The organism is Psychrobacter sp. NZS113 (assembly GCF_015864825.1).
Taxonomy (GTDB): Bacteria; Pseudomonadota; Gammaproteobacteria; order Pseudomonadales; family Moraxellaceae; genus Psychrobacter.
The window spans coordinates 26,048-51,921 of sequence record NZ_JADYWL010000006.1 but is presented as its reverse complement, the minus strand read 5'-3'; the positions used below and the strand labels follow the sequence as shown (position 1 = coordinate 51,921).

Genomic DNA, 25,874 nt, shown 5'->3' with positions numbered 1-25,874 from the left:
AAAAATATTCCAAATTACTATTTATTGATGGTCAGCGACTCCTAAATTAATACTGCTATCAATAAAAAGTCATAGAATAATGCCTTTGCAAACAGACATACTTTATTTACAGCCATAAAAAAGCCAGCAATTGAATACTGGCTTTTTTACTCTATGTAAAAACATCTCAAAACACTATTTGTTTTGTTGGCGTTTTAGATAGTCTTGAATACTGTTGGTTTTTGTTTTAGCCTGCTCTTGAGGTGCATTAGAACGTACCGTGGCAGATGTATCTTGATACAACTGAGCGTGTGACTGCTTTTGGCTGTTCAAAGCACTGGTATGTACATTAGGATCAACAGGCTGAGTGCTGTTCACAGAAGGCACTGGCTGCTCCACTACTTCAGGTTCTTGACCCGCATTTTCATCTAGAGTCAGACCCGTTGCGATGACTGTCACATGCAAGTCATCACCCATTTTTTCGTCGATAACTGAACCATAGAAAATATGAGCATCATCAATATCAGTGATTTCTTCAACGATAACACTGATCTTGCTCATCTCATCTAATGATAGTGATTCAGAAGAAATCACGTTGACCAGTAGACCTTTGGCATTTTCTAAACGTAAATCATCAAGTAATGGAGATCTAATAGCTTTTTCAGTCGCTTGACGTGCACGATCATCACCACTTGCACGGCCAATACCCATCATCGCATGACCTTTAGCAGTCATAGCAGTACGGATATCGTTGAAATCGATATTGATCATACCTTCACTAGCGATGGTTTCAGCAATACCTTGAACCGCATGCAATAACACATCATCTGCTTTTTTAAAGGCATCTTGCATAGAGATATTGCCGTAGACACTCATCAACTTATCGTTTGGAATAGTGATAATAGAGTCAACGAAGTTGGTTAGCTGCTCAATACCGGCTTTAGCCGCTTTGATACGTTTGCCACCTTCAAACTTAAATGGTGTGGTCACTACGGCAACTGTTAACACTTCCATTTCTTTAGCAATACGAGCAACTACAGGTGCTGCACCAGTACCTGTACCGCCGCCCATACCCGCAGTAATAAATACCATATCTGCATGTTCAAGTAACGCACGGATAGCTTCTTCTTCGCTTTCTGCTGCTTCACGTCCGACTTCTGGATTGGCACCCGCACCTAGACCACGGTTCGTCTTTGCACCCAATTGTAGTTTATGCGGCGCTGTTAAACGATCAAGTGCTTGTTTATCTGTATTAGCACAAACAAATGTCACACCTCTAATCCCTTGTTGTACCATATGTTCAACTGCATTACCGCCGCCGCCGCCCACACCGAATACAGTGAAGCTCGCTTGGCCATTGTTTTGAAGCTGGTTATCATCTGGCATGGTGTATTTTGACATAAAAAGGATTCTCCAGTTGCAGATAGCGTGATGATTGATACGTGGTAACGCACTCATATGGCGCACTATCGACATACTATATATAAATGTATTTAAATAAAATAGGGTTATGACTTAAATCTTTCAGCATAGATAACAATAGGTCATCATCGCAAAGGGTATTACTTTTTATATTACTTCGTTTTCTGCTTAAATAATTTAGGTGTACGCTATAAGAGTGCTAGTACTTTCTGCATTATACCAAAAAACCTACAATATCTTTTTCAGTACACTAGCAAAACGTTGTCCTGCACTTTGAAAAACACCAGTGACTCGATTTTTTTGAATCGCTTCAGGCTCACTCTTTTCACTACGACGGAACTGTTCGCTCTGACTGTAAAGTAGCGTACCAAATGCTGTCTGGTAAGCACGATCATTTACCTGAATATTCAGCTGCTTGAACGATTCATCATTATCAAAATGATTATAAGCACTGATAGCAGGATGGATGTTGGTCAGTACCACCGGCATTTTAAGCAGTTTTTTGGCAAAAGGTATCATACCTTTAACCACGCTGCCACCACCAGTGAGAACGATACCTTTGTCTATATAACCAATCAAATCTGCGTCATGTAATTGACGAGCCACTTCCGTAAATATCTGAACATAGCGAGCTTCAATAATGCGAGCTAGATTATAAATACCAATGTTAATCTCATCGCCTGACCCTTGCGGTTTAAAGATAAAGAACGAGCTAGGATCAACACTATTAACATCGACAGTACCATGAGTCTTTTTGAGCTTTTCGGCTTCAATCATTGATATGCCAAAGTCAGCTGAGATGTCCATCGTCACTTCATGGCTTCCCGTTGCGATACAGTGGGTAAATATCAGTTTGTTTTCTTTATAAACACAGATACTGGTGGTACTCGCACCAATATCTACCAAGCATACACCTTGTTGACGCTCATCGCTCATCAAGCTATATTCAGCGCTTGTCACTGCATCGAAGACAATATGGTCAATACCGACATCGCAGCTTTGCAGTAATTTTTGGATATTTTGACGGCTAGACACTGGCATCATCATCATGTGATACATCACGGTGATATTATGCGCCATTGTTTCGATAGCATCATCAACCATAAAATCTTGATCGTTGACGTAAATACCTTGCTGACAGCAGTGCATCAAATAATAGTCTGGTGGCAGATCATGTGACTTAGCATTAGATAGTGCTTGTACCATATCTTTGGCACGGACAGCCTCTTCTTCCACTTGCACGTCACCTGCACTATTTTTGCTAGACAGTTCGGGTGTTGCCAATGTCAACCAAACACTATGCACACGGCAATTGGCAGTATCTTCTGCTTCTTGAATAGCTTGCTTGATAGCACCTTGCAAACGCTCACGATGCTTTATTTGACCTTGATAAAAATCGCTATTTTTAACTTGCCCAACGCCCAAGATGCGAATGTCTTTTGCAGAGACAACATTGCCAATGACGACATAGACTGCCGTGGCACTTAAATGGACAACAACCAGATTTTCAGTATTTTTCATGGTACCAGACAAATTATCGCTAAACAGGAGACCAAATGACGTCTCCATTAGATCATTAAAAAATCGCTATCAATACACTATAATGTTGTGTATTCAGTGCTAAATACTATTAAAACGGTTCAAAAAAACAGCTCAAACCAGAAGCCAAAACATTAACCAGTTTTCGCTTATATCTATAACTATGGTGCTTCATCATTCTTTGGCTGTACCATATCTCCAGAAATGGTAAAGCCGTTTTTATAACGCAAATCTACTGATTGTATTTGGTCTCGACGCGCATTTAGTTGATTGCCAAGTAGCTGACTCAGGTTCAGTAACTTTTGCGCAGTGTTTTCATTGTCAACGATGACGCGTAATCCATTATTAAAGCGAATCAACCATGTCATTCTGGGTGACAAAATAATATCTTCAACTTGTATACCTAGTGGTGCGTACCAATCGTTGACTTGCTGCATCTGTTGCATGATAACTGGTGCTTGGGTAATCTCACCTTGCAGAGTAGCAAATTTTTCTTGCGTCAAATCTTTAGTATCAGCAGGGACAAAAACCGTACCTTTTGCATCAACCAAACGTTCTGTCCCAAAATTAGCAACGGCCTGTTTAGGTAGTGCAGTCACCACGATGCCGCGCTGCCAATCACGAGAAACACTAACTTGATCCACCCAAGCCAGACCTATCGTGATGTCTCTTAATGCTTGCAAATCAGAGGTAAAAAAACTGCTTACCTTCTGCTGATCCATGACTTGTTGTAATGACTGATATTGAACGCCTGTCAAACCTTTATGATTGACATGGATCGCAGCTGGAGGCGCATCACGTAAAGCCTTGCCACCCATGATCAATATCAGTACAAGTAACCCCAATACCATTGCCATAAATAAATATTTGACTAAACTTGGTACTTGTAGCTTAGATTTTGGGCGACGGGCTGTATCACTCATCAAGTCAGTTACCTCGTTGACAGTTTGAGCCATAACGACCTGTGTCCCTATATTTGCATAAAACGGCTTATGCTATTTATTGATGTCAGTCTACATACATTATGCAGAGAGCTATTAAGTCGATATATTATCAAAGTCTTTGGCTAAAACAATTTATATGATGCTATTACGCATATTTAAACGTAACATTTTTCTTAATTCATAGATAACTTATGGTTTTTTCTTATAAAAACTTAAACATCATCAAGATATAACCACAATATGCAATATTAACGTATTTCATAGTCAAACAATAGCCTAACCCTTACTGGCAACAGCGAATTTACACAAGTTTACATGAAGTTGTGATATAGCATCTCTAGTGATACATTAACTCGATTATTTTCAAGAAAAACTATTCATTATGAATAAAAAGTGACCAGTATCATTGATAACATTTTCAATTCACCTACGCAGCTAGTTCTCTGAATGACGCTGCGTGAATGAATAGGTATAACAATACTTAAAGCTAACTACACTGTCTGCGCTAAAATATGCCAGCATAAGGTATCAAAGTCCATGCCTCGAGCCTTGGCTGCCATCGGAACCAAACTATGACTGGTCATACCCGGTACAGTATTGATTTCAAGCAACCAGAAATTGCCTGCTTCATCTTGCATGGCATCGATACGTCCCCAACCTTTTGCATCAACAGCACGGAATGCTGCCAGACTTAAATCTTGTAAGTGCTTTTCATCAGCATCGCTCAAGCCACACGGGATATAGTAGCTGGTATCATTACGATTGTACTTGGCTTCAAAATCATAGAAGTTGGTGATATCTGCGGGCTCAAGACGAATGACCGGATAAGCCTCATCGTCGATAATAACAATCGTAAACTCGCGACCAGTAATCCAGCGCTCTGCCATTACTACATCGCCACACTGTACCGCTGTCGCATAGGCAGCTGGAAGCTCATCAAGATTGTTGACCTTCGTCATGCCAATACTTGAACCTTCATGGACAGGTTTGATGATAAGTGGCAGACCTAGCATGTTGACTACTTGCTGCCAGTCGGTATCCGCTGTCAACAATGAAAATGGGGCTGTCGCTACACCGCAACCTTGCCACAATTGCTTGGTGCGTACTTTGTCCATGCCCAGTGCCGATGCCAAAATTCCTGAGCCTGTCTGCGGAATCTCAAACCATTGCAACACGCCTTGTAGTAAGCCATCTTCGCCGCCACGACCATGCAACACATTGAACACGCGATCATACGCGCGTAGCTCAGTAATGTCTTGATGCTTAGGATCGAAATGAGTGGCATCAACGCCTTGGTTTTGGAGGGCCTGCAATACAGCCGCGCCACTGTCTAAAGATACACTGCGCTCATTACTACTACCGCCATAAACGACTGCAACTTTGCCGAACTCACTCGCATCTTTTACTTTGCTAGGCGCAACATTTGATGATACTTCTTGGCCTGACTGGTTATTTTCCATACTGTTTTTCTCTGCTTGTGCAACTGCTGCTAGGGCTGGCTCTGGATTAATAATAGCTGTCTTATCCTCAGCGGCATCCGTGGCTGTATTTTTTGCATGTTTTTGATCATTGTTCGTCGTCATGAGGATAACTCCTAGAGTTCTTTTAGCTTACTTGATGTAAAGGTTGTTTGCAGCCAAATCAACAGATATTTGCCCCACATTACCAGCGCCTTGAGTAATCAGCATGTCATTGGCTTTCAATAAACGCTGCATCACAGGCGCTAGATTGTCCTTATCAACAATCGTAGGTTCAACTTCACCGCGCAAACGAATACTACGCGCTAATGACTTAGTATCAGCACCTGTAATTGGGGTTTCACCTGCTGAATATACGTCTAATAATAATAGTTCATCTACGCTTGACAGCACTTCGACAAAATCATCATAGCAGTCACGCGTACGGCTATAACGATGTGGCTGAAACAGCATGACTAAACGGCGATCAGGGAAACTTTGACGAGCCGCTTTGATGGTCGCATCGACTTCCTTTGGATGATGACCATAATCATCAATTAATAGGACGTTACCATCATCAATATCTACAGAGGCATGCTGTTCAAAACGGCGGCCAACGCCTTCGAATTTTTGCAGGGCACGCTTAATGGCTTCATCATCCACGCCTTCATCGGTCGCCATCGTGATAGCGGCGAGCGCATTATAAACGTTGTGAGTACCAGGAATGTTGAGCGTCAAACGTAAAGGCTCACGGTCACGGCGCAATACGGTAAAGTGGGTTTTAGTGCCCTCAGTCACCAAATCAACACCTTGCACATCATTAAAAGGCTCAAGACCAAAAGTCAGTACAGGGCGGCCAATATCATCAATCATCGCATACAGCTCTGGGTCATCACCGCACACCACAGCCAAGCCATAAAACGGCATGTTTTGTAGGAACTGAATATAAGCTGCTTTTAATTTATCAAAGCTGTTCTCATAAGTTTCCATATGGTCTTGATCGATATTCGTTACAATCGCAGCCATCGGATGCAAGGATAAAAACGATGCATCAGACTCATCAGCTTCAGCGACTAAAAAACGACTGCTACCAAGCGCGGCATTTTTCCCAGAGGCATTAAGCTTACCGCCAATCACATATGTAGGGTCGAGCTGACCTTCTGCCATCATCGTCGTGAGCAAGCTAGTCGTTGTGGTCTTACCATGAGCACCCGCAACAGCGATACTATGACGATAACGCATCAACTCACCTAGCATATCTGCACGGCGTACCACTGGTAAGCGCGCTTCGAGTGCTGCTTTAATCTCAGGATTACTACGATCAATCGCTGACGATACGACGATGACATCTGCATTGGCAATGTTTTTAGAGTCATGACCAATCGATATCTCAATACCAATCTGCTGTAAACGTCGAGTCACCAAACTCTCAGCGATATCAGAACCACTTACTTCGTAACCTTGATTGCTCATTACCTCAGCGATACCGCACATTCCTGAACCGCCAATACCCACAAAATGCAAATGCTGGATACGACGCATTTCTGGTATTTCAATCAAACGTTTAGGTAGCGCTTTCGCAGAGGTAGGCATAATCAATTCTCTTGGTTAAAGGCGAATAAAATGTGGTGAATCAGAATAATCAGTTATAAAAATAGCAGCTGATAGAAATATAAGCTACAGGGTTTGCCAAATAATATCAGCGACCTGCTTGCTAGCACTACGGTTGGCAAGTGCATGGCCTTTCTTTGCCATGGTTAAGCAAGCACTTCGATCAAGCACTGCAAGCTCATTGCTCAAACGCTGCGGTGTCAACTCAGATTGAGGTAATAAAATCGCCGCATCATGTGAGGTTAACGTACGAGCATTAGCCGTTTGATGATCATCAACTGCATGCGGCAGCGGTACAAAAATAGCAGCAATACCGACGTTTTGAATTTCGGTAACGGTCAACGCACCTGCTCGGCAAACAATGATGTCTGCCCAGTTATAAGCAGCAGCCATATCATCAATAAATGGCTGTACCATGAATTTATGAATGCTCAAATCTTGCTCATCATAAGCAGTTTGCGTGGCAGCCTCATTGTTTCGTCCACATTGATGACGCACTTCAAAGGGACGATCTATCAACGCCAGCGCTTTTGGCACGGTATCGTTTAATACTTGTGCACCAAGCGAGCCACCAACCACCAGTAGCTTAAGTGGTGACGTATCATTCAAATCGTAACGTATAGACGGCTCCACGACACCAGTGATGGCATTACGTACTGGATTACCAACCGTTTCTAGCTTTGCATCAAGTTCACTATTTGCAAAAGTACCCTCAAAGGCCTGTAATACCTTGGTAGCAATTTTAGACAGATAGCGATTACTCATGCCAGCAATAGCATTTTGCTCATGAATAATAAGCGGCGTGCTAGTCATACGTGCTGCAATGCCGCCCGGTGCGGTTACATAACCACCGAAGCCTACGACAATATCAATCTGATTGTTGCGAATGACTTTTATAGCAGCCATCGTCGCTGATAGCAGGGTTACAGGTAGCTTCAACAAGCGCCCTACTCCCTTACCACGCAGCCCTTGCATGTCAATTGCATGAAAGCTATAACCAGTTGGTTTAACTAGGCCATTTTCCATACCATTTGGCGTTCCTAACCAATGAATAATCGCACCGCGCTGAGTCAATTCTTCAGCCACTGCCAATGCTGGAAATACATGCCCACCAGTACCAGCAGCCATCATTAATATATGCGGTTTTTTCATGAACGCCTGCCTATCTTTTTATTTATATGAAGGACTTATTATCCTATCAGGATTTTAGTTATCGACACATAACGACCCTATAAAATCTCGCATAGTATAGTGTAAATCATTGACTTGTATATAGCATTTTATGCGTCGTTAATAATAAAAATCCAAGCCGTGAACAACCTCGGCTTGGCTTTTATAAATACGCTTTAACATCGATAGAATCGACATCTTCAATCACGTTTCGATAAGATATAGTCAATTCAATTTAAAAGTAGTACAAGGCAACCGAGTGTAGATGTATATGTGATACTTCAAGCAAGGTTAACGCTGTAATACTTTTATAGTGGAATGACTATAGCTTAGCACAACTATTTTTTTATCATTGTGCACATACCTTAATGATAAATCACTCTATCATTACTACGATGCTCAAATCGTGAATTTATTTTCGATAGCGATAATGAAATCCGTTGCAATGTCTGTACCACACTGATCATCAATCTCGCGTACACAAGTCGGACTGGTAACGTTAATCTCAGTAATACGACCACCGATGAGATCTAAGCCAACGAACATAAGACCTTTTTCTTTCACAATAGGTGCTACTACCTCTGCCACTTGACGTTCGATATCAGTCAACGGCATAGCAACACCACTACCACCAGCAGCTAGATTACCACGGGTCTCGCCTTTGGTTGGAATACGAGCCAAACTATAATCTACCACCACACCATCGACGATTAATACACGTTTATCGCCCTCGACAATCTCTGGTAAATAACGCTGTGCCATAATTGGCAGCGTCTCTAACTCCGTCAATACTTCTAGTGTGACACCAATATTGGGGCTATCAGCAGTCAGACGGAAGATACCTGTACCGCCCATACCATCTAGGGGTTTGACGATCACATCTTGCTGCTCAGCAATGAACTTGCGGATGTGCGCCTGTTTGCTGGTCACAATCGTTGGGCTCATATAGTCGCTGAACCAAGTGGCAAATAGTTTTTCATTACAATCACGGATGGCTTGCGGATCGTTGACCACGAGTACGCCTGCCGCTTTTGCATGATCGAGCATATAGGTTGTATAGATAAAACGCATATCAAACGGTGGATCTTTACGCATCAAAATCACGTCATAATCACTGACTGGTGCTGTCGTTTTATCACCCAATGTATAAAAATCTGCTGGATCACGCTTTACCGTTACTGGCTGCGTATCGACCATCAACTGCCCACGATCCAACCAAAGGTCATGAATCTGACAGTATCCTAGGCTATGCCCGCGATCTTGTGCTGACCACATCATAGCTAAGGTAGTGTCTTTTTTATAATTAACCTGCTCGATAGGATCCATAATAACGAGTATGTTTAACGATTTTTTTTGATTTTCTAGACTCATAACAAAACTCACTTACGTTGTATTATTAATAGGCAGGTATAAGCGGTTAAATAGGGAAACACCATCTATTCAGCATGAAATATGCTCACTCATAAAGCCATCTATGACAAATTATACGCCGTACTGCGTGCGATAATGCTGCATTTTTGCAAGCTGAGTCGCATCTTTGTATTGGCTATTGTCATCTGCTAGATAGCTGATTAAATCATCAATATCGATGAGTGCACGCACTGGTACTCCTAAGGTCGAGGCCAACTCTTGAATAGCAGAATGCTCAGCTTGACCTTTTTCTTTACGATCAAGAGCGACAATGATACCTGCAACGCTTGCGCCCGCTTGCTCTAATATCTCAACCACTTCACGCATGGCCGTGCCAGCTGTAATGACATCATCTAATACCCAAACTGCTTTGCCATTGACATCAGCACCCACCAAGTTACCACCTTCGCCATGAGTTTTGGCTTCTTTACGATTGTAACCCCATTTAGCATTGATACCATGATGGTTCCATAGCGCTTGTGCGGTGGCAGCAACGAATGGAATGCCTTTATAAGCGGCACCAAAAATGACCAGCTCTTGCTCATCGGTACCATTATTGGTCGCGGCCATCTGCTCAGCTAAAGCGTCAGCATAACCACGTGCTAACAACGATAGCATCTCACCTGTCGCCAGCAAACCTGCATTAAAAAAGTATGGACTAATACGACCAGACTTAAGAACAAACTCACCGAACTTAAGCACTTGGTTATCTAAAGCCAATTGAATGAATTGATGCGATGAAAAAGTAGGTTGAGCATTAGGTGCTGAAGTATTAGATACATGGGCATTGGACATGAAGGCGTTCCTGTTAACAAAAATGAGGGCAAAAAATTGGCATTATTGTACGCATTATTGATCAGCTTGACCAACCATTGATGTCGTAATCCTGCATATTAGGATAACGGGTCAATAGACCACTGCGTGATGAGAGATTGAAATAGCACTGACCATCATGACTCACTTGTATCTCCCAGCCCAAGTGATAAGCAGCAACAATAATGTGTCCAGTAAATAGACGCACCTGACGGTATGCATGACGCTGCGATGGCTCACAGATGACCTGACTGAGCAGATAACTGCGGACATGCTGACAAATTTGCGCTGCGCTATAGCTGTGATTGATACTTTTGCGCGTACTGCACTGCTGCAATGCATGGACCGCAACACTACACGCCATGATATCAGTGGCCAGACTACCCTCGCCTGTCTCAAACTGCTCCGGCTGCAAAATCACTTGCCAATCATCAGCATAGATACTGCTGAGTAATTCATCAGGATTATAACGTTTGGTCAATGCACGCAGCGAGGCTGAAGCGTCTTTAACACTACTGCTACTGGTATTGCGGTTACTGTCATCATCACCATTCAGAGCAGAGCTTAACGGACTATTAGCAAGCGTGAAACCATAACGATGTAGTTTTGGATAAGCCTGAAGCGCTTGCTGAATATCTGACATATCTAATAACGTCATATTCGTTAATGCTGATAACAACGGTTGCTCGCTATTATTATGATAAAAGCTGTCCGGAAACTCTGCGAGCTCTGCTGCACTCAGAAGTGACAGATACTCACCCAAGTCTTCTGAAGCAATCAACGCCCACTTCGATAGGCTGTCTTTATTGGGCTGATAAAAACGGGCAGCGTTACCATATAAACGACGTAGCTGAGTATTTAGACGACGTGCGGGCTCTGGAATATCAGTCAACGGCCTTGCTGGATCAAGTGGAGACTGCTTAGGATCAAAGTTAGGATGCACGATGGCAGGTTGTTTACTATCAGCAAAAACAGGCGACTGCTCAGCACTGCCTTCTGTACGCTTGCCACCTGCTGCTACGATGTTAGCACTGGATAAGCGATTATCAGAAGTAGAAGGCTGGGTCATGAGAGCTCCATAGACTATAAAATATAAAACGAATAAGGCAAATCAGATCTAACGGTCATCTTATACCATTCACAAAAATTAGAGTAGCGAGGAACACGAACGCCAGTACTACACATTGTAGACCAAACCAACTTGGACACGACGACGCTTACTTTTTTGATGTAGGGCGTGTTCTCAATTTGAAAATGGTGATAAAAATGAGATAAATTGCAGCCAAACAAGGAAAGTAGTACAAATAATATCGAGATATTAGCAAGCTACTTGATGCAGTTTAGCAAATATTTAACCATTTTTAGCCCATTTAAAGCTTAATGTTCAGATCGAGGACATGCCCTAGTACTATGTTTGATGGCGCAAAATATCACGGTAACCTGCTTGCCAATCAGGATAATCTAGCCAAGCTAATGGAATGTTGCTATGCAAGCGTTTCCCCGTAACCGCTGTTTTTTCTTTATCAATGGCAGGAGGTGTCTCATCTATTTGCTCACTTAACCAAACACCCAACTCCAATGTTGTCACTGGCGCATAGTCAGTCGCCAGATATATTGGCTCTGGCGACTCCGTGGTCAATACATTGGCAATAATATTGACCAAATCACGATCCATAATTCGATTGCTCCAATGGCTAGCGGCCACTGGCTCTTTTTGCGGCTCGCGGGCTTTACGTAGGCGCATTAGACGCGTACGCCCATAGATACCACTTGGACGAATGATGATGGCTTTATCGTTGAAACTCTGCTGCAAAGACTGTTCCGCCTGCAATATAACCTTTGATGCTTCGCGCTCAGGAGTCGTCGGCGTTGTATCTTTGTCAATCCATTCGCCATTGTCTTGGCCATAGACACCCGTTGATGAGATAAAGACAATGCGCTCAAGGCTGGTCAGATTTTCTGCAAGATTTGCCAAATGCTGACAAATCGCTAAGTAACTATTCTGATAGCCGCTGGTCGAATACTCGTCAGGAGTCACGATAATGGCAATATGCGTAAAACCTTGTAAGACTTGGGCAGTCAGCGTTAATGCATCGGCTTGTTTGAATATGGCTTTATCATCCAACGCATAAACATACCGCTCACCACGAGCCAGACCCGTGACATTCAAGCCATCCTGCGCAAGCTTATTGGTCACTGGCAATCCAATATCACCTTGACCAATAATCAGTAAATTTTGCTTACTCATCACATATCCTTTATTTAGCACAATATACGGAGATATCATCAACCGTCATATTCAAATGCCATCTCTAAGAAAACCCTATCTTAGAAGAGGCTAGGTTGATAAAGGTATCAAATTAAAAATAACGCCTGTACGACAGCTGTACATCTTCATTGGTATCAACACGATCTTGCCAATCATAGTTAGCATTGATACGTAATGCTTGTTTTTTATCAATATCATATTGCAGACCTAGCGTCGATATTGGTTGCCAATAGTGACCACGGACGTCCGACTCATCGCTGCTGCCATGATACCAATATGGCAGTTGCAATTCAGCCTGCGCGCGTAACTGATTGTTAATCTGATAACGACAGCCCGCATTCACGCCTGCACCGACACGAAAGCCTTTATTGATACCGCGACCTACTTGCGTCGTGCCGGACAACAAGGTGTAGCATAACTGCGGCGGCATCTCACCAGTTCCTGCATTAGGCGTTCCAAATGCCCAAGACCACCCTGTCTCATAGCCTACGCTCCCCACTAAATGGTCTGTACCATCTTCCTGCGAGCCGTCATTGACGCGCGTCGCTTCGATGCTTGCGCCCCACGTTTTACCTTTTTTAGCAGAGTTAACGGGATTAAAAGAACGACCGCTAATTAAAGTGGCATTTTGCAAGACCACATTTTTTGGCTGATTGTCTTTATCATTATCCGTGTCATATAAACGTAAGGTCGCCGCAATACCCTCTAGATTGAAAAACTGTGGATATCCTGAAGAGCGGTCAAGCGTATCATGGAATCCTGCCCGCAAGCCCAAATCGATATAGCTATTGTCACCACGCTGCCCTATCCCGATGCCCCCCAATGTTAGAGGATGTCTGTCAATAGGGTTATTGTCTGATACAACGATGCTAGTCGGCAGTAATGTTTGCTTATCAGCTGACATGCTCGAAACAGCATTGAGCTGAGCAGATTTAATCTCATCAATCGTCTGTGTGGCGCTGCTCTGGTAGCCGAGTTGCTCACGTTGCTGCTTCACTTTATTTAACTGAGATTGGCGCAAGGTACTATCTGCTGGCGTGTAAATACTGCTGGCAAGCAAGCCTTCATTATTGAGCAACTGCACGACATCTGAGGGAATGACCGCATAAGGCAATCTACTTAATAAATGCTGCTGCGGGCGCACTACGTCAATTAGACGTAACACTTCAGACGCGCAATTATCTGTGGTGAAGTAATACGGTAACTTCAAATCCTTGGTTTCCCAGACATGCAACATGATTTGCTGAACTTCGCTTGGTGTCAAATCCAATTGATAGGTCCACGTATCGCGCTCATCTCCCTGTAGATAATTAACGAGCTTTTGAGGATAAGGGTCAATCTCGATAAGGCTGTCATAAGCACCAATCATTGACTTGACGGAATATACCGGAAAGCTGTCCTCAGGATTGCCATCTACCGTATAATTCAGCGCATGAGCGTGATGAATTTGGCTAGGATCAGCGACGCTTTCTTTTGAGTCGATACGCAGTAGAGTATGAGCAAACGCTGAAAGAGGATTGTCCAAATATTCCTGTGCAAACATGAGAGACAGCTGCTCAGGTGCCATCATTTGCATCCACTCATCCAGCTCTGGACAATCAGCTTGTAGCACAGTGTCGTCAATACTCAACGTATCAGTCAGCCATTGTACTCGCGCTGGAAAACGGCATAGTACAGAGTTGCGATCGACCGCACGATTACTAACAGAATGACCATCATGTGTTTGGGTAGAATTTTTATTAGCGGTCTGCTGATTAGTAGCGGCCTGCATTTCGTCGGCAAGGGCAACAAGCAGCGCATCAAGCTCTGCACCTGAATCACTCCGACCGTTTTTACTTAAGAAGAAATCAGCATCACTAACCATGCTGGTGTTTTTTTTCTTACCAATTAAGTTCTTTTGATCATCAAAGAAATACAGTAATCGTCGCCATGTTGTATGCTGTGCCAGATTTTCTGTTTTTGCTTGTGTGCGCCACGTGGCTAATAACGATTGAGCACTGCTGTCTTGTAGGCCTTGCATACTTTGCGTGCTATTGGTTTCTTCGTCAGCGCCATCCTGTGGCATATTATATGCCACAGGATGTGCCGCATTACTATCTATCGGTGTTTGTGGCTCATTCGCCAACTCACCTGTCATTACTAGCGAGTCTGGCGTGGGCAAAAAAGCCTGTGCTTGGCCAGAGAATAGTAACCCAGCAATAGCAAGTGGCAAACATGCTCGTTGGCAAGTTATTGTTAAGGTACAATCAACTGATAAAGACATAGGCTTTGGAGCCATGAGATAAAACCTCGCACGTTATTATTCATACGCTGATAGCGTGATTAGGGGCTGACTAATAATGTCTACTGTAGTGTTAAATAAAACAATCCAAAACCCGTTTTCGACCTAGATCGTTTGAATCTCTGGGGCGTGTTTGATAAATTTCGAGTAAAAGAGAATATTATGTCCAAATCATCCTCAATGACTATTAAAGATGGCTTATTATCTGCAGCCACATGGCTCGCATCGCCTAATAAAAATATGCGACCAGTAGATATGAATATCGACACTGTCGTCATTCATAATATCAGCTTGCCACCCAATGAGTTCGGCGCTTGCGACACTGATGGCACTCACTACGTTAAGGCGCTGTTTACCAATCAACTAGATTGGAATGCCCATCCTTATTTCCAGACCATAGAAGGTGCGGAAGTCTCGGCGCATCTATTTATCGAGCGTGATGGCGCGATTACTCAGTTTGTGAACTTTAACGAGCGCGCTTGGCATGCCGGTCGATCAAGCTATTTGGGACGACCGGAATGTAACAATTATAGCATTGGTATTGAACTTGAAGGGTCGGATTTTACGCCTTTCACTGATATGCAATATGACAGTCTCGCACAGGTCGTCAGTGCTATCTATGAGGCTTATCCTAAAACTCGTCGTCACTTGACAGGTCATAGCGATATTGCGCCAGGACGTAAGACCGATCCCGGTGATTATTTTGAATGGACAAAACTGCGTGAAAACGTTGCTATTTTATTAAAATAAAAAAGCGTATTTTTTCCACATGTCATATTCCACATTCAATCCATTTATCTCGATTATGAAAGTGATATAATTCATCAGTTTTTCAACACAGCAAATCAGCACACAACCCAATACAACTTAGCAAGATAGGTTCTCATGGCAAAAAGTCGGTTATTTCGTTCAACCATGGTGGTCAGCAGTATGACCATGCTGTCTCGTATTTTAGGCCTAGTACGTGATGTCGTATTGTTAGGTGTTTTTGGCGCTGGTGGTCTGATGGATGCCTTTTTGGTCGCCTTTAAGATACCCAATTTTTTGCGACGTCTATTTGCAGAAGGCGCTTTTAGCCAAGCTTTTGTACCTGTTCTATCCGAATACAAAGAAAAATATAACCTTCAGCAAGTACAGATTTTAGTCAGTCGTACTTCAGGTGCACTGTTGATGGTTTTATCTATGCTGACGGTCGTGGTGATTTTAATCGCGCCTTGGGTCGTGACGTTGTTTGCACCCGGCTTCGCCGATCAACCTGATAAATTTGCCATCACCGCTGAATTACTGCGCCTGACCTTTCCATATTTGCTATTTATTTCCATGACGGCTTTTGCCAGTAGTATTTTGCAAAGCTACGGACGATTCGCTGCACCAGCATTTGCACCAGTATTATTAAACTTATGCATGATTGGTGGCGCACTGATTTTTGCACCAATGTTCGACACACCTATCATGGCACTCGGCTATGCCGTCGCTATCGCAGGGCTGCTACAGTTTTTGCTACAGCTACCACAACTATGGCAACAAAAACTATTGGTCGCTCCAAAGATTGATTTTCAGCATGAAGGCGTTCGCCGCATTTTAAAGCTCATGCTCCCTGCTATTTTTGGTGTTTCTGTCACTCAAATTAACTTACTACTGAACACCGTTTTTGCATCATTGATGATTGGTGGGTCGGTTTCTTGGTTATACACTGCAGAACGTATGAGCGAGCTACCACTAGGATTGATTGGTGTCGCAATTGGTACGGTTATTTTGCCAAGTTTGTCTAAAAGTGAAGCCAAGCAAGATGACGTTAGCTTTAAAAAGACGATTGATTGGGCGGCACGCTTAATCATATTAGTAGGTGTTCCGGCATCAGCGGCGCTGTTTGTGCTTGCAGATGTATTGATGCAAGCGTTGTTTTTGCGTGGTGAATTTACCTTGCGTGATGCACAAATGAGCTCGCTGGCATTGCGTAGTATGGCTGGTGGTATCTTAGGATTTATGTTGATTAAGATATTTGCCCCTGCATTTTTTGCACGTCAAGACACTCGAACGCCTGTAAAAATCGGTATCATCTCCGTCATAGCCAATATGGTCTTTAGTGTTATATTTATTGGTATTTTCTATTTTTTAGAGATTCCACTACACGGTGGTTTGGCGTTAGCAACCACAGGTGCGGCATTTGTGAACGCAGGGCTATTGTATTATTTCTTGCATAAGCGCGATATTTTCCGTTTTGGCAGCCACTGGAAAAAACTGTTTGCCCAGTTTGCAATTTCTACAACTGCGATGATTGCAGTGCTGTATTTCATGTTGCCGTACTTCCCTACCGATGATGCTCAGTGGCGACGTATTGCCGCTCTAATCATTATGTGTGCCGTGGGTGCTTTGGTCTATGGTGTGGTATTACTCGCTACAGGCTTCCGCCCTCGCCAACTAAAGCATGGCTAAACATACCAAACAAGGCCTTAACTTACGAAACCAAAACAAGCTTGGCATGAGAACTGACAGTGTTCAGTATGAATAATTGTCATAATAGCTTATGCATTAATAAATAAATTTTGAGGCCCGATGATGACTAAAAAGCTGATACTTCCACGTTTACCAATCTTATTTGCGACTGGTCTGCTGAGTACTGGATTGCTTCTGAGCGGTTGTAGCAATGATGTCGATGCAGAACAAACAGTGCACAAAGTAGAAGTGGGCGATTCTCATAGTGCAACTGACGATGAAATAGTAGCTGACAGCGAAGAAGTAGCTGATGATGACAAAGCAGCTGATAGTAATAAAGACGCTACTCAGCAAAAAAGCCTAGTCACCAATCCTACCGAAACTGGCACACCAGAAGATACGGTTAAAAAAGCACTGGATAGCCTGTACTACGGTGATGTAAAGCAAGCCGCTGGATACTATGAAGTAGACATGGCAAACTTTGAAGAAGAGTTGGCTAAGACCCAGTCTGCCTTTCAGCAAACCGTTGAAGGTGTCACCATTACCGATACTCAATACAATGATGACAAAACTCGTGCCACCATCACTGGTGAACTGATGCTAAAAGGACAGAGTGAGCCTGCACCCTTGACTTACGAGCTACAAGAAATAGACGGTCAATGGAAAATCTTAGGCTAAAGCATCACACTATCAAGCATGATGCTATTTGATTCTTTTTTTTATCTAACTGACTTTAATCTTCTTTCACCGCTTTTCCAAGCATGACGACATCCGCCATAAAACCTTCCATATCACAAACCTTTGGCATATACCCCCATTGCTCAAAATCAAGCTTACGGAACAATCCTAAGCTTGGTTGGTTATGGGCAAAAACAAGCGCGATGATGTTGTGAATACCTAAGCTCGGTGCTTGAGTGAGCATCCAGCGTGTCAGTAAGTTGCCCAGTCCTTTGCCTTGATGGCCTTCGTGCAAATAAATACTAATCTCGGTGCTGATATGGTACGCCATACGTGCATAAAGATCACTGAAACTGCCCCATGCCACCATCGGCGATGATTCTGCTTGCCCACCACTTTCGGTAGTTTTAGTCACTGAGCGAACGACATAAATAGGTCGCGTGGCGCTATTTAAATGCTCATCAAACCACTCTTCACGCTCTTCACAGGTCACTGGAACAAGGTTGGCTGTTGCTTGCTTGCCCGCAATGCTTTGATTGTAAATCGCTAATATCTCTGGCAGGTCTCTCTCACTTGCACGCTGTACAATAAAATCGTCATTGAGATTGTGTTGGGGCAAGATAGATGGTACAGCATTCAAGGCAACATCGGACATAGAAGCTCCATAGTTAGTTGGTCGTATGATTTGTTTAAATACAGCTGATTGCTAACGATAGCCGTCAAAGTAAGATAAGCGCAGTGGTTCTGTTCTTTTAGAATAGCGGAACTGACAGCGCCCTACTTATATAATGAGTAGACTATAGGATGTTAGTATGGCCATTTTACTTTATAATGGCTGATTTTAGACACATCGATTTTCGGTATGGTGTGTTTTCTTTTTTATCTGGTCTTATCTATCATAGCTGAAAATTTATGAACACCTATTTTCTTGAGCAACTGATTGCGTCGCCAAGTACACTGCCTGCTAATATTAGCCCAATAGATCTAGCGCCCTGTGTGCTCACTATAGGCAATTTTGACGGCGTACATTTGGGCCATCAAGCGATGCTTACGCAAGTCAGAGAAATTGCACAGGCGCAAAATCTTGGCTCTGCTGTCATGATATTTGAGCCACAGCCTCGTGAATTCTTTGCGACTGCCACTGCGCCTGCTCGCCTAACCAATCTCGCTGAAAAACAAGCCTTACTAGCAGAGTATGGTGTTGAAACCTTGATTGTGGCAGGATTTGATACGGATTTTCGGTCACTATCAGCACAAGCCTTTGCAGACATTTTGGCACTACGCTTGAATGTGCAGGCTTTAGTATTGGGCGATGACTTTAAGTTTGGTCATGACCGTACTGGTGACAGTCAGTTTTTGCGTGATTATGGTTTGGATGTGACCAATTTACACACTATCACTGACAATAGTGATAACGCGGCACGTATTAGCTCTACTCGTGTGCGTGATATGCTATTGGCTGGCGATATTGATGCAGCCAATACCTTATTGGGTCGCGACTATGCGATTACCGGATTGGTCATCAGAGGTGATCAAATTGGGCGCACGATAGACTTTCCTACTGCCAATATTGACTTAAAACGTTTGAAGCCTGCGTTACATGGCATCTTTGGGGTCGATGTCGTCAGTCTCGATGATAATGGCAAAGTGATTCCTAATGGCCTAACCGTAAATGCGGTCAATGGACAAACTGGTATAGCAGGATTACGTGCTGATAGCTTGTTTGGTACAGCCAATGTTGGTACTAGACCATCGGTAGATAAAGCACATAACTGGCGTCTGGAAGTCCATTTCCCAGAGCTGCAAGCTGATTTATATGGCCTAACTTTGCAGGTTCGATTTTTGCATTATCTACATGGTGAACGACGCTATGATGGACTAGAGGCATTAAAGACTGGCATTCATAATGATGTAAAAGAGTTAATTAGATGGCGAGCAGAACAACAACTCCGTTAGAACAGATGTATAAATCATAAAAAAACCCACAACATGAATGTTTGTAGGTTTTTTTATGAGCTTGGTTTTTATAAGCTTGCTTTACAACTAGGCATCTGGGTGCATACGTACGTTCAAGTCGTCAATAATTTCTACCCATGCCGCATCTTTTTCCCATTCTTCTTGCAAAAACATACGCTGATTGTCAGTCCACACACTCGACTCTATCAGCTTCTCTTCTTTTGCCAATTTATGTGTTTCAATAAAGCTATCAATTGCTTCATCTGAGCTATCAAGTCCTAGCTGCGCAAATAATTCGTTTATATTATATTCAGGTTCATTCAACATATTTTTCTCCCTAGATAATGCAGGTTTATTTGTGATTATTATTTATGCTTACCACTTTATTGTAGCAGGCTCTATTTTAATAGCTGTTAACCAACGTTTATCTAACGTTATCAATTGTATTAATGGTAGCGGTCCAATTTTATATAAATCAAATACAACGTCAGGCTATTATTTTACTTATTTTACTTATTTTACTTATTTTACTTATTTTACTTATTTTACTTATTTTACTTATTTTACTTATTTTACTTATTTTACTTATTTTACTTATTTTACTTATTTTGCCTTACTTACCTCTAAAGTGTCTCGACTAGCTACAATGATTGCTTATTTTTCCAAGACATAAAAAAGCCCTCATATTTCAGAGGGCTTTTTTATACTGCTTTTGATCTTACCACTTAAGCAAAGTATCTACTTATGGTAGTAAGTGTGCTACTGCATCACGCTCTTCGCTAAGCTCTTGCTCAGTCGCAGCCATTTTCTCTTTTGAGAAGTCAGATGATACATCAACGCCGTCTACGATAGACCAGTCGCCGTTAGTACAGGTGCATGGGAATGAGTAGATCAAACCTTCCGCGATACCGTATTCGCCGTTTGAGTAAACGCCCATTGATACCCAATCGTTCTCATCAGTACCCAATGCCCACGTGCGCATATGTGCAATGGCAGCATTGGCAGCAGAAGCAGCAGATGAAGCACCGCGAGCTTTAATAATCGCTGCACCACGTTGCTGTACTTCTGGGATATAAGTGCCTTCGTACCAAGTACGATCAACTAGATCTAAAGCTGGCTTACCATTGACAGTACAAGCCGTTAGATCTGGATACTGAGTTGATGAGTGGTTACCCCAGATGATCATTTTTTTCACGTCATTTACAGTGCTGTCAGTTTTGCCAGCCAACTGCGCCATGGCACGGTTGTGATCCAAACGAGTCATTGCTGTAAAGTTGCGTGGATCAAGATCTGGTGCATTACGTTGAGCAATAAGCGCGTTAGTGTTAGCAGGGTTACCCACTACCAATACTTTTACATCACGGCTTGCTACGTCATTCAATGCTTTACCTTGCGCTGAGAAAATCGCAGCATTGGCTTCTAGCAAATCTTTACGTTCCATACCTGGGCCACGAGGACGGGCACCAACAAGTAAAGCATAATCAATGTCTTTGAATGCAACATTAGCATCATCAGTTTGGACGATGCCGGCCAATAATGGGAATGCACAATCTTCCAATTCCATGACCACACCCTTTAGGGCGTCAAGTGCTGGCGTGATTTCAAGCAATTGCAAAATAACTGGCTGATCTTTACCTAACATCTCGCCAGATGCAATACGAAATAGCATAGCATAGCTGATATTACCAGCGGCACCAGTGACGGCAACACGTAAAGGCTGTTTCATTGACATTGAATACTCCCTAATTAATTATTAGATAATTCATGATTCTAATAGATGACTCTAATGAATGATTATCATTTTAGATATCGACTTGTTTGCTGCATAGCAGCAGCCATAAACCGAGGGTTAGTGTAGCACTTCGTTCAGCGCATCGTCTAGAGACAATAAGAGACCCACAACCTATTATATTGTTACATTTTATACGAGAGAGGTTTCAAGCAAGTAAAGCGCTTATGAATCAAGCGCTAAGACAGATTGAGAGGGAGCTGATGATAGCGTTAATCCGCACTATATCGCTTGGTATGACGCTTATATAGGACTAATCATTCTATCTTTGGTTTAATTTTCGATACCTATCACAACCATATTGGTTGCCGTTATCACAAGATGCACCGAAATACTCTTTTTCAGTAGCCTTATCTTTCTGTACCCCAAGCCCAGCGCCGTACAGCACCCCAAGACTGTATTGAGCACCAGCATCGCCTTGGTTAGCCGCTTTTTGATACCACTCAGCTGCTTTTTCATAATCCTGACGTACCTGTGCACCAGTACTATACATCAGGCCAAGGTTATATTGAGCACTAATAACCCCTTGGTTAGCTGCTTTTTCATACCACTCAACTGCCTTAGCATCATCCTGACGAACGCCTTTCCCTTGATCGTACATCACTCCAAGGTTGTATTGAGCACTAGCATCGCCTTGGTTAGCCGCTTTTTGATACCACTCAGCTGCCTTAGTATCATCCTGATGCACTCCTTTGCCGTTGGCATACATTAGACCAATGTTGTAGTGAGCACGAGCATCGCCTTGATTCGCCGCTTTTTCATACCACTCAGTTGCCTTGTTATAATCCTCATGCACGCCTAATCCTAGTTCATACATCAACCCAAGGTTGATTTGAGCAGAAGCCTTACCTTGGTTCGCTGCTTTTTGAAACCATTCAGCTGCCTTGACATAATCCTGAGGCGCGTCTAAACCTTTGCTATACATCACACCGAGGTTGTATTGCGCTTCAACAAATCCTTGATTAGCCTCTCGTTGGACTTGATCAAAATCAGTAGCCATCGCTGAAAAAGAAAGCATAGCAGCGACTAAAAAGAGGGGGATTTTACGTATTAAAGAGGTATTCGAGAGGATCATAGCAAGGCTCTATAGATAGATTCTTGGGATATACATTTGTGCGTTATTGCCATGATAGCAAATATACTTTCGAGCACGCATGCCGGTGCTTTTCCACCCCTAAATCCATTTACCATAATCTACCTTTATGCGAACAATAACACTCTATGTTGTGCTAAACGCGCATGTTTTGGGCTTAGTTTTACTACGTTCTACAGTCTCACATAGCGCCACGTTTTTAATCCCATTTCTTGCGCCCACAACTTAGCAGTCGCTTTGTCACCTGCTATTGGTACTATGTTTAAATCCAACACCTCACTCAGTGAATAAGTGGTACTGCTCACCGTTTTAGGGTCGAATACATACCATTTGACAACCCTTTCTGTCGTTGCTAATACATATCTCATCAATTACCTCGTTTTATAAACTTATGTCCATTTATCATGTTATAGTTTATATCTTAGTGATATTTAGGACGATACTATGGCAGCTTATATCACCGTAGGCGCGACGACAACTCATGGCGGTAAAGTGATTAGCGGGTCACCACAAACGACTCACAACGGTATTCCAGTATCGCGTAAAGGCGATAAAGTCATCTGTAAAAAATGTAAAAAACTGACAACTATTTTGACAGGGGACGCCTCGTTTATTGTCGATGGTGCACCCATTGCTCGCGCAGGAGACGTGACCAGCTGCGGTGCTAAGCTCATTGCGGTTCAGCAGTCGTTCTGTGAGTCTGGTTTTGAGGTGATGGGCGTTGAGGAAGCAGAACAAACTAAGAGAGAGGCTCAGGAGTATGCTAGTAAAATTCTAAGTAGATACAATACTGCTTTTCAGTTTGTAGCTGACGATGATACGCCTTATGTTAATTATAATTATACTGCTATAAATAAACACAGTGGTCAGACCTATCAAGGTGTTACGAATGAAGACGGCTGGACAGAGCGCTTTTATTCTGACAACAATGATGAGATTGAGATCAAACTAGATTTAGAATGGCAAAACGGTTTAGGAGTATTTGAATGAGCAATAGTACGAGTGGCAATATGAAAGATGGAGACACCTCTACCAAAATTAAGCCAAGACCGTTTATATCGAAACAACACCCTTTAAATGATACTAAAGACCCCTTTACCGCAGTAAAAGTGAAAAAGGAACTTACTGATAGAATGGAGCTTAAGACTTATCCTAGTCAAGGCGCATCTTCATTGTGCGGACCTGCTGCTCTCTTTTATTGTCTACTTATCGATCATCCAAAGCTATATAACGATGCTGTCGCAGAGCTTTGGATAAATGGCAAAACAATAATTAATGATTTAAACATTGAACCAAGTACTAACGCAAAAAATCCAGAAGATTTATTCAATGCAAAAGATGAAATGAGAATTTCGGCTATTGACTGGATGACTCTGTCAAGCTTACGAGACTCAACTAATAACCTTATAGATTACGGCTCACCGTTTAGCCGAGTAGCAGGAATTACTTTGCCAGTAGATATTATCGACTGGTTTAAAAAAGCAGGCTATCGACATGTTGATACGTTGATTTTCGATAACCCAAAAAATATTATAAAAATAAACGGCTATAAAGATAACTCTAATTATCATGTCATCTCTCTAATAAACTCTGGATTTATTTCAAGACAAAGTTTACCAACTGTTAACCTCCCTAATCATTGGGTGGTTTGGACTGATCTGCTACGTAATAGTGACGGTAGCCCTATAAGAAGTGATATAAAATCCTCTGATACTATCAAGCTAAAATTATTTACATGGGGAGAAATCGCTAGACCTCTTAAATCAGACTTAACTTTCTCAGAGTTTCAAAAATATCATTTTCAAGCAATTGTGGTTGGAAAATAAAATGATAAGAAAATATATAATAGTGGTGTCAAGCTTACTGATAATAGGATGCAGCGATCCTGTAAAGGTGTCACCTGATAAATTACCTGATGCTTACCTTAATCAACCCTATCAAACCAATATAGAGATAACAGGTGGCGCGGTTGTTGAGCTAAGCTTTTATTCTGAAGTGTCTGATGCTAGTTTCAAAATTATGCCAAGTATTGCAGAAGGAGGTTATAAAGATAATAACATGTTGACCGTTACGGGCACACCTACAACCTTAGAGCCTATCTACATTAATATTGCTGGAAGTACATATGGCACTAACTTTCCTGGTAAAGATTTTGAAAAAGAGTACACCATTGAAGTAAAGGATGCTCAGTAAATAACTTGCCATTAGCACTAAATATAGCGCCTTACTTAGTGAATATTTGATTACTTACTTTTTTAGGTCAAGAGTTAGCTAAGTTCAGGCAGTCTTTGTTGCCTGTCCTGTCTAACGCCCCATACTCGGAGATCGTGATCTTGTGTGCGCTCTAGCACGCTCAAGTTCTTGCTCTTTAGCTTGTATTAGCTCTCTAACTTGCTCAGCAACCTGTTTAATTCCTTCAATTCCGTCTGTATTTCTGTCTGTGAGTCGGTTATTTTCGTTTGTGACTGCTTTATTTTGTTCTGTGCGTTCACTAATTCGCTCAATCCGTCCTCTAACTTCACTGTATCGCTCTCTAGATAATCGAACGGTGTTATCGTGCTCTGATACGTCTTCAACTGCTCTACGAGCTGCATCTGAACGTTTCCTAACACCAATAACTCGCTTATCAACGTTGATTGCGTTGTTACGTGCTCTTTCCGATATGCTACCCATCCATTGAACACGCTTGTTTGTTCTGTCATTGAAGTTTGCAACTCCTTGAACAACGTCGGTAAGTGTTCCAGCTCTTGCGTCTTCGTTCTTGCCAATTTGTTCAATGAGGCTGTCAATTCGGCTATATCCTGGTCTTTCTTGCGTAGCTGCTGCTGTGTGTGTCGCTCTTGGTCGTCTAGCATCTGCTTTTGGCGTTTGATCGTGTCCTGCTGTGCTTGTAGGGCTTGCTGCACTTACTCTAGTAGTCTCTTGTCCATAACTTACCTCTGACTGTAGTCGATGGGCTGCTGTGTCTGCGGCTTTTGATTTATATAGATCGGTTTTGAGAATTTGTTGACCAATGCTGCCCCTATC

The 25,874-nt window shown here is 42.5% G+C and carries 24 protein-coding genes; 7 read left to right on the top strand and 17 right to left on the bottom strand.

Translation table 11 applies throughout. The features are described 5' to 3' along the window. Positions 1-174: 174 nt before the first annotated feature. From ftsZ to I6E61_RS09955, 11 genes are all read right to left on the bottom strand, one after another. Complete coding sequence (gene ftsZ, locus I6E61_RS10005) at positions 175-1,380, bottom strand: cell division protein FtsZ (RefSeq protein ID WP_197134093.1); 1,206 nt, start codon at positions 1,378-1,380, stop codon at positions 175-177. Between the two features lie 249 nt (positions 1,381-1,629). After that, the gene (gene ftsA, locus I6E61_RS10000) at positions 1,630-2,922 is read right to left on the bottom strand and encodes a cell division protein FtsA (protein ID WP_197134675.1); all 1,293 of its coding nucleotides are present in this window, start codon (positions 2,920-2,922) and stop codon (positions 1,630-1,632) included. Positions 2,923-3,101: 179 nt separating this feature from the next. Then, positions 3,102-3,896, bottom strand: coding sequence for a cell division protein FtsQ/DivIB (locus tag I6E61_RS09995; protein WP_197134091.1), 795 nt, complete (start codon positions 3,894-3,896; stop codon positions 3,102-3,104). A 479-nt stretch (positions 3,897-4,375) separates the two neighbouring features. Beyond that, complete coding sequence (locus I6E61_RS09990; protein WP_197134673.1) at positions 4,376-5,344, bottom strand: D-alanine--D-alanine ligase; 969 nt, start codon at positions 5,342-5,344, stop codon at positions 4,376-4,378. Positions 5,345-5,494: 150 nt separating this feature from the next. Then, the gene (gene murC, locus I6E61_RS09985; protein ID WP_110923300.1) at positions 5,495-6,934 is read right to left on the bottom strand and encodes a UDP-N-acetylmuramate--L-alanine ligase; all 1,440 of its coding nucleotides are present in this window, start codon (positions 6,932-6,934) and stop codon (positions 5,495-5,497) included. An 84-nt stretch (positions 6,935-7,018) separates the two neighbouring features. Continuing rightward, the gene (murG, locus tag I6E61_RS09980) at positions 7,019-8,104 is read right to left on the bottom strand and encodes an undecaprenyldiphospho-muramoylpentapeptide beta-N-acetylglucosaminyltransferase (protein WP_197134089.1); all 1,086 of its coding nucleotides are present in this window, start codon (positions 8,102-8,104) and stop codon (positions 7,019-7,021) included. Positions 8,105-8,521: 417 nt separating this feature from the next. Then, the gene (gshB, locus tag I6E61_RS09975; RefSeq protein WP_197134087.1) at positions 8,522-9,493 is read right to left on the bottom strand and encodes a glutathione synthase; all 972 of its coding nucleotides are present in this window, start codon (positions 9,491-9,493) and stop codon (positions 8,522-8,524) included. A 111-nt stretch (positions 9,494-9,604) separates the two neighbouring features. Continuing rightward, a complete protein-coding gene (pyrE, locus tag I6E61_RS09970; protein ID WP_197134085.1) occupies positions 9,605-10,327 on the bottom strand; it encodes an orotate phosphoribosyltransferase in 723 nt (240 codons plus the stop codon). 61 nt (positions 10,328-10,388) lie between these two features. Then, complete coding sequence (locus I6E61_RS09965; RefSeq protein ID WP_197134083.1) at positions 10,389-11,414, bottom strand: hypothetical protein; 1,026 nt, start codon at positions 11,412-11,414, stop codon at positions 10,389-10,391. 339 nt (positions 11,415-11,753) lie between these two features. After that, complete coding sequence (locus I6E61_RS09960) at positions 11,754-12,593, bottom strand: SDR family oxidoreductase (protein WP_197134082.1); 840 nt, start codon at positions 12,591-12,593, stop codon at positions 11,754-11,756. Positions 12,594-12,705: 112 nt separating this feature from the next. After that, the gene (locus tag I6E61_RS09955) at positions 12,706-14,892 is read right to left on the bottom strand and encodes a DUF4105 domain-containing protein (RefSeq protein WP_197134080.1); all 2,187 of its coding nucleotides are present in this window, start codon (positions 14,890-14,892) and stop codon (positions 12,706-12,708) included. A 165-nt stretch (positions 14,893-15,057) separates the two neighbouring features. Here I6E61_RS09955 and ampD point away from each other — a divergent pair, with 165 nt between their 5' ends. The 3 genes from ampD (at position 15,058) to I6E61_RS09940 (ending at position 18,009) form a co-directional block, all read left to right on the top strand. Further along, positions 15,058-15,645 carry a 1,6-anhydro-N-acetylmuramyl-L-alanine amidase AmpD gene (gene ampD / locus I6E61_RS09950; RefSeq protein ID WP_197134077.1) on the top strand — a complete coding sequence of 196 codons (588 nt, stop codon included), beginning with the start codon at positions 15,058-15,060 and terminating at the stop codon, positions 15,643-15,645. A gap of 135 nt (positions 15,646-15,780) precedes the next feature. Beyond that, positions 15,781-17,331 carry a murein biosynthesis integral membrane protein MurJ gene (gene murJ / locus I6E61_RS09945; RefSeq protein ID WP_197134074.1) on the top strand — a complete coding sequence of 517 codons (1,551 nt, stop codon included), beginning with the start codon at positions 15,781-15,783 and terminating at the stop codon, positions 17,329-17,331. A gap of 120 nt (positions 17,332-17,451) precedes the next feature. Continuing rightward, positions 17,452-18,009 (top strand): hypothetical protein, encoded by a 558-nt coding sequence (locus I6E61_RS09940; RefSeq protein ID WP_197134072.1) that lies wholly within the window; start codon positions 17,452-17,454, stop codon positions 18,007-18,009. 55 nt (positions 18,010-18,064) lie between these two features. Here the strand turns inward: I6E61_RS09940 and I6E61_RS09935 are convergent, their stop codons facing one another. Further along, positions 18,065-18,664, bottom strand: coding sequence for a GNAT family N-acetyltransferase (locus I6E61_RS09935; RefSeq protein WP_197134069.1), 600 nt, complete (start codon positions 18,662-18,664; stop codon positions 18,065-18,067). Positions 18,665-18,921: 257 nt separating this feature from the next. Here I6E61_RS09935 and ribF point away from each other — a divergent pair, with 257 nt between their 5' ends. After that, positions 18,922-19,965 (top strand): riboflavin biosynthesis protein RibF, encoded by a 1,044-nt coding sequence (gene ribF / locus I6E61_RS09930; RefSeq protein ID WP_197134066.1) that lies wholly within the window; start codon positions 18,922-18,924, stop codon positions 19,963-19,965. Between the two features lie 87 nt (positions 19,966-20,052). Here the strand turns inward: ribF and I6E61_RS09925 are convergent, their stop codons facing one another. The 4 genes from I6E61_RS09925 to I6E61_RS09910 form a co-directional block, all read right to left on the bottom strand. Beyond that, positions 20,053-20,292 carry a DUF2789 family protein gene (locus I6E61_RS09925; protein WP_197134063.1) on the bottom strand — a complete coding sequence of 80 codons (240 nt, stop codon included), beginning with the start codon at positions 20,290-20,292 and terminating at the stop codon, positions 20,053-20,055. A gap of 415 nt (positions 20,293-20,707) precedes the next feature. Then, complete coding sequence (locus I6E61_RS09920) at positions 20,708-21,691, bottom strand: malate dehydrogenase (RefSeq protein WP_240215757.1); 984 nt, start codon at positions 21,689-21,691, stop codon at positions 20,708-20,710. A gap of 325 nt (positions 21,692-22,016) precedes the next feature. Continuing rightward, on the bottom strand, positions 22,017-22,772 hold the full coding sequence (locus I6E61_RS09915; protein WP_227685781.1) for a tetratricopeptide repeat protein: 756 nt from the start codon (positions 22,770-22,772) through the stop codon (positions 22,017-22,019). Positions 22,773-23,020: 248 nt separating this feature from the next. Then, positions 23,021-23,215, bottom strand: coding sequence for a hypothetical protein (locus I6E61_RS09910; RefSeq protein WP_197134057.1), 195 nt, complete (start codon positions 23,213-23,215; stop codon positions 23,021-23,023). Between the two features lie 76 nt (positions 23,216-23,291). Between I6E61_RS09910 and I6E61_RS09905 the strand changes: the two genes are divergently transcribed. From I6E61_RS09905 to I6E61_RS09895, 3 genes are read left to right on the top strand one after another with little or no spacing between them, the layout of a single operon-like run. Beyond that, positions 23,292-23,837: a PAAR domain-containing protein gene (locus I6E61_RS09905; protein WP_197134054.1), complete on the top strand. Its 546-nt coding sequence runs from the start codon at positions 23,292-23,294 to the stop codon at positions 23,835-23,837. After that, positions 23,834-24,673, top strand: coding sequence for a hypothetical protein (locus I6E61_RS09900; protein WP_197134051.1), 840 nt, complete (start codon positions 23,834-23,836; stop codon positions 24,671-24,673). Before I6E61_RS09905 ends, I6E61_RS09900 begins: the two co-directional genes overlap by 4 nt. Beyond that, positions 24,663-25,040 carry a hypothetical protein gene (locus tag I6E61_RS09895; protein WP_197134048.1) on the top strand — a complete coding sequence of 126 codons (378 nt, stop codon included), beginning with the start codon at positions 24,663-24,665 and terminating at the stop codon, positions 25,038-25,040. Before I6E61_RS09900 ends, I6E61_RS09895 begins: the two co-directional genes overlap by 11 nt. Before the next feature lie 185 nt (positions 25,041-25,225). On the opposite strand, the gene I6E61_RS09890 is transcribed toward I6E61_RS09895, so the two are convergent. Then, positions 25,226-25,753, bottom strand: a complete 528-nt coding sequence (locus I6E61_RS09890; protein ID WP_197134045.1) for a hypothetical protein — start codon at positions 25,751-25,753, stop codon at positions 25,226-25,228. Between the last annotated feature and the right edge of the window lie 121 nt (positions 25,754-25,874).

Bases quoted from the DNA above. Each gene is read 5' to 3' on its own strand.
- I6E61_RS09955 (WP_197134080.1), bottom strand. From the start codon at position 14,892: ATGGCTCCAAAGCCTATGTCTTTATCAGTTGATTGTACCTTAACAATA.
- murJ (WP_197134074.1), top strand. From the start codon at position 15,781: ATGGCAAAAAGTCGGTTATTTCGTTCAACCATGGTGGTCAGCAGTATG.
- I6E61_RS09910 (WP_197134057.1), bottom strand. From the start codon at position 23,215: ATGAGATATGTATTAGCAACGACAGAAAGGGTTGTCAAATGGTATGTA.
- pyrE (WP_197134085.1), bottom strand. From the start codon at position 10,327: ATGTCCAATGCCCATGTATCTAATACTTCAGCACCTAATGCTCAACCT.
- I6E61_RS09925 (WP_197134063.1), bottom strand. From the start codon at position 20,292: ATGTTGAATGAACCTGAATATAATATAAACGAATTATTTGCGCAGCTA.
- I6E61_RS09915 (WP_227685781.1), bottom strand. From the start codon at position 22,772: ATGCTTTCTTTTTCAGCGATGGCTACTGATTTTGATCAAGTCCAACGA.
- ftsA (WP_197134675.1), bottom strand. From the start codon at position 2,922: ATGAAAAATACTGAAAATCTGGTTGTTGTCCATTTAAGTGCCACGGCA.
- ampD (WP_197134077.1), top strand. From the start codon at position 15,058: ATGTCCAAATCATCCTCAATGACTATTAAAGATGGCTTATTATCTGCA.
- I6E61_RS09960 (WP_197134082.1), bottom strand. From the start codon at position 12,593: ATGAGTAAGCAAAATTTACTGATTATTGGTCAAGGTGATATTGGATTG.
- I6E61_RS09905 (WP_197134054.1), top strand. From the start codon at position 23,292: ATGGCAGCTTATATCACCGTAGGCGCGACGACAACTCATGGCGGTAAA.
- ftsZ (WP_197134093.1), bottom strand. From the start codon at position 1,380: ATGTCAAAATACACCATGCCAGATGATAACCAGCTTCAAAACAATGGC.
- I6E61_RS09990 (WP_197134673.1), bottom strand. From the start codon at position 5,344: ATGGAAAATAACCAGTCAGGCCAAGAAGTATCATCAAATGTTGCGCCT.
- I6E61_RS09900 (WP_197134051.1), top strand. From the start codon at position 23,834: ATGAGCAATAGTACGAGTGGCAATATGAAAGATGGAGACACCTCTACC.
- I6E61_RS09935 (WP_197134069.1), bottom strand. From the start codon at position 18,664: ATGTCCGATGTTGCCTTGAATGCTGTACCATCTATCTTGCCCCAACAC.
- murC (WP_110923300.1), bottom strand. From the start codon at position 6,934: ATGCCTACCTCTGCGAAAGCGCTACCTAAACGTTTGATTGAAATACCA.
- ribF (WP_197134066.1), top strand. From the start codon at position 18,922: ATGAACACCTATTTTCTTGAGCAACTGATTGCGTCGCCAAGTACACTG.
- I6E61_RS09995 (WP_197134091.1), bottom strand. From the start codon at position 3,896: ATGGCTCAAACTGTCAACGAGGTAACTGACTTGATGAGTGATACAGCC.
- murG (WP_197134089.1), bottom strand. From the start codon at position 8,104: ATGAAAAAACCGCATATATTAATGATGGCTGCTGGTACTGGTGGGCAT.
- I6E61_RS09920 (WP_240215757.1), bottom strand. From the start codon at position 21,691: ATGAAACAGCCTTTACGTGTTGCCGTCACTGGTGCCGCTGGTAATATC.
- I6E61_RS09940 (WP_197134072.1), top strand. From the start codon at position 17,452: ATGATGACTAAAAAGCTGATACTTCCACGTTTACCAATCTTATTTGCG.
- I6E61_RS09965 (WP_197134083.1), bottom strand. From the start codon at position 11,414: ATGACCCAGCCTTCTACTTCTGATAATCGCTTATCCAGTGCTAACATC.
- gshB (WP_197134087.1), bottom strand. From the start codon at position 9,493: ATGAGTCTAGAAAATCAAAAAAAATCGTTAAACATACTCGTTATTATG.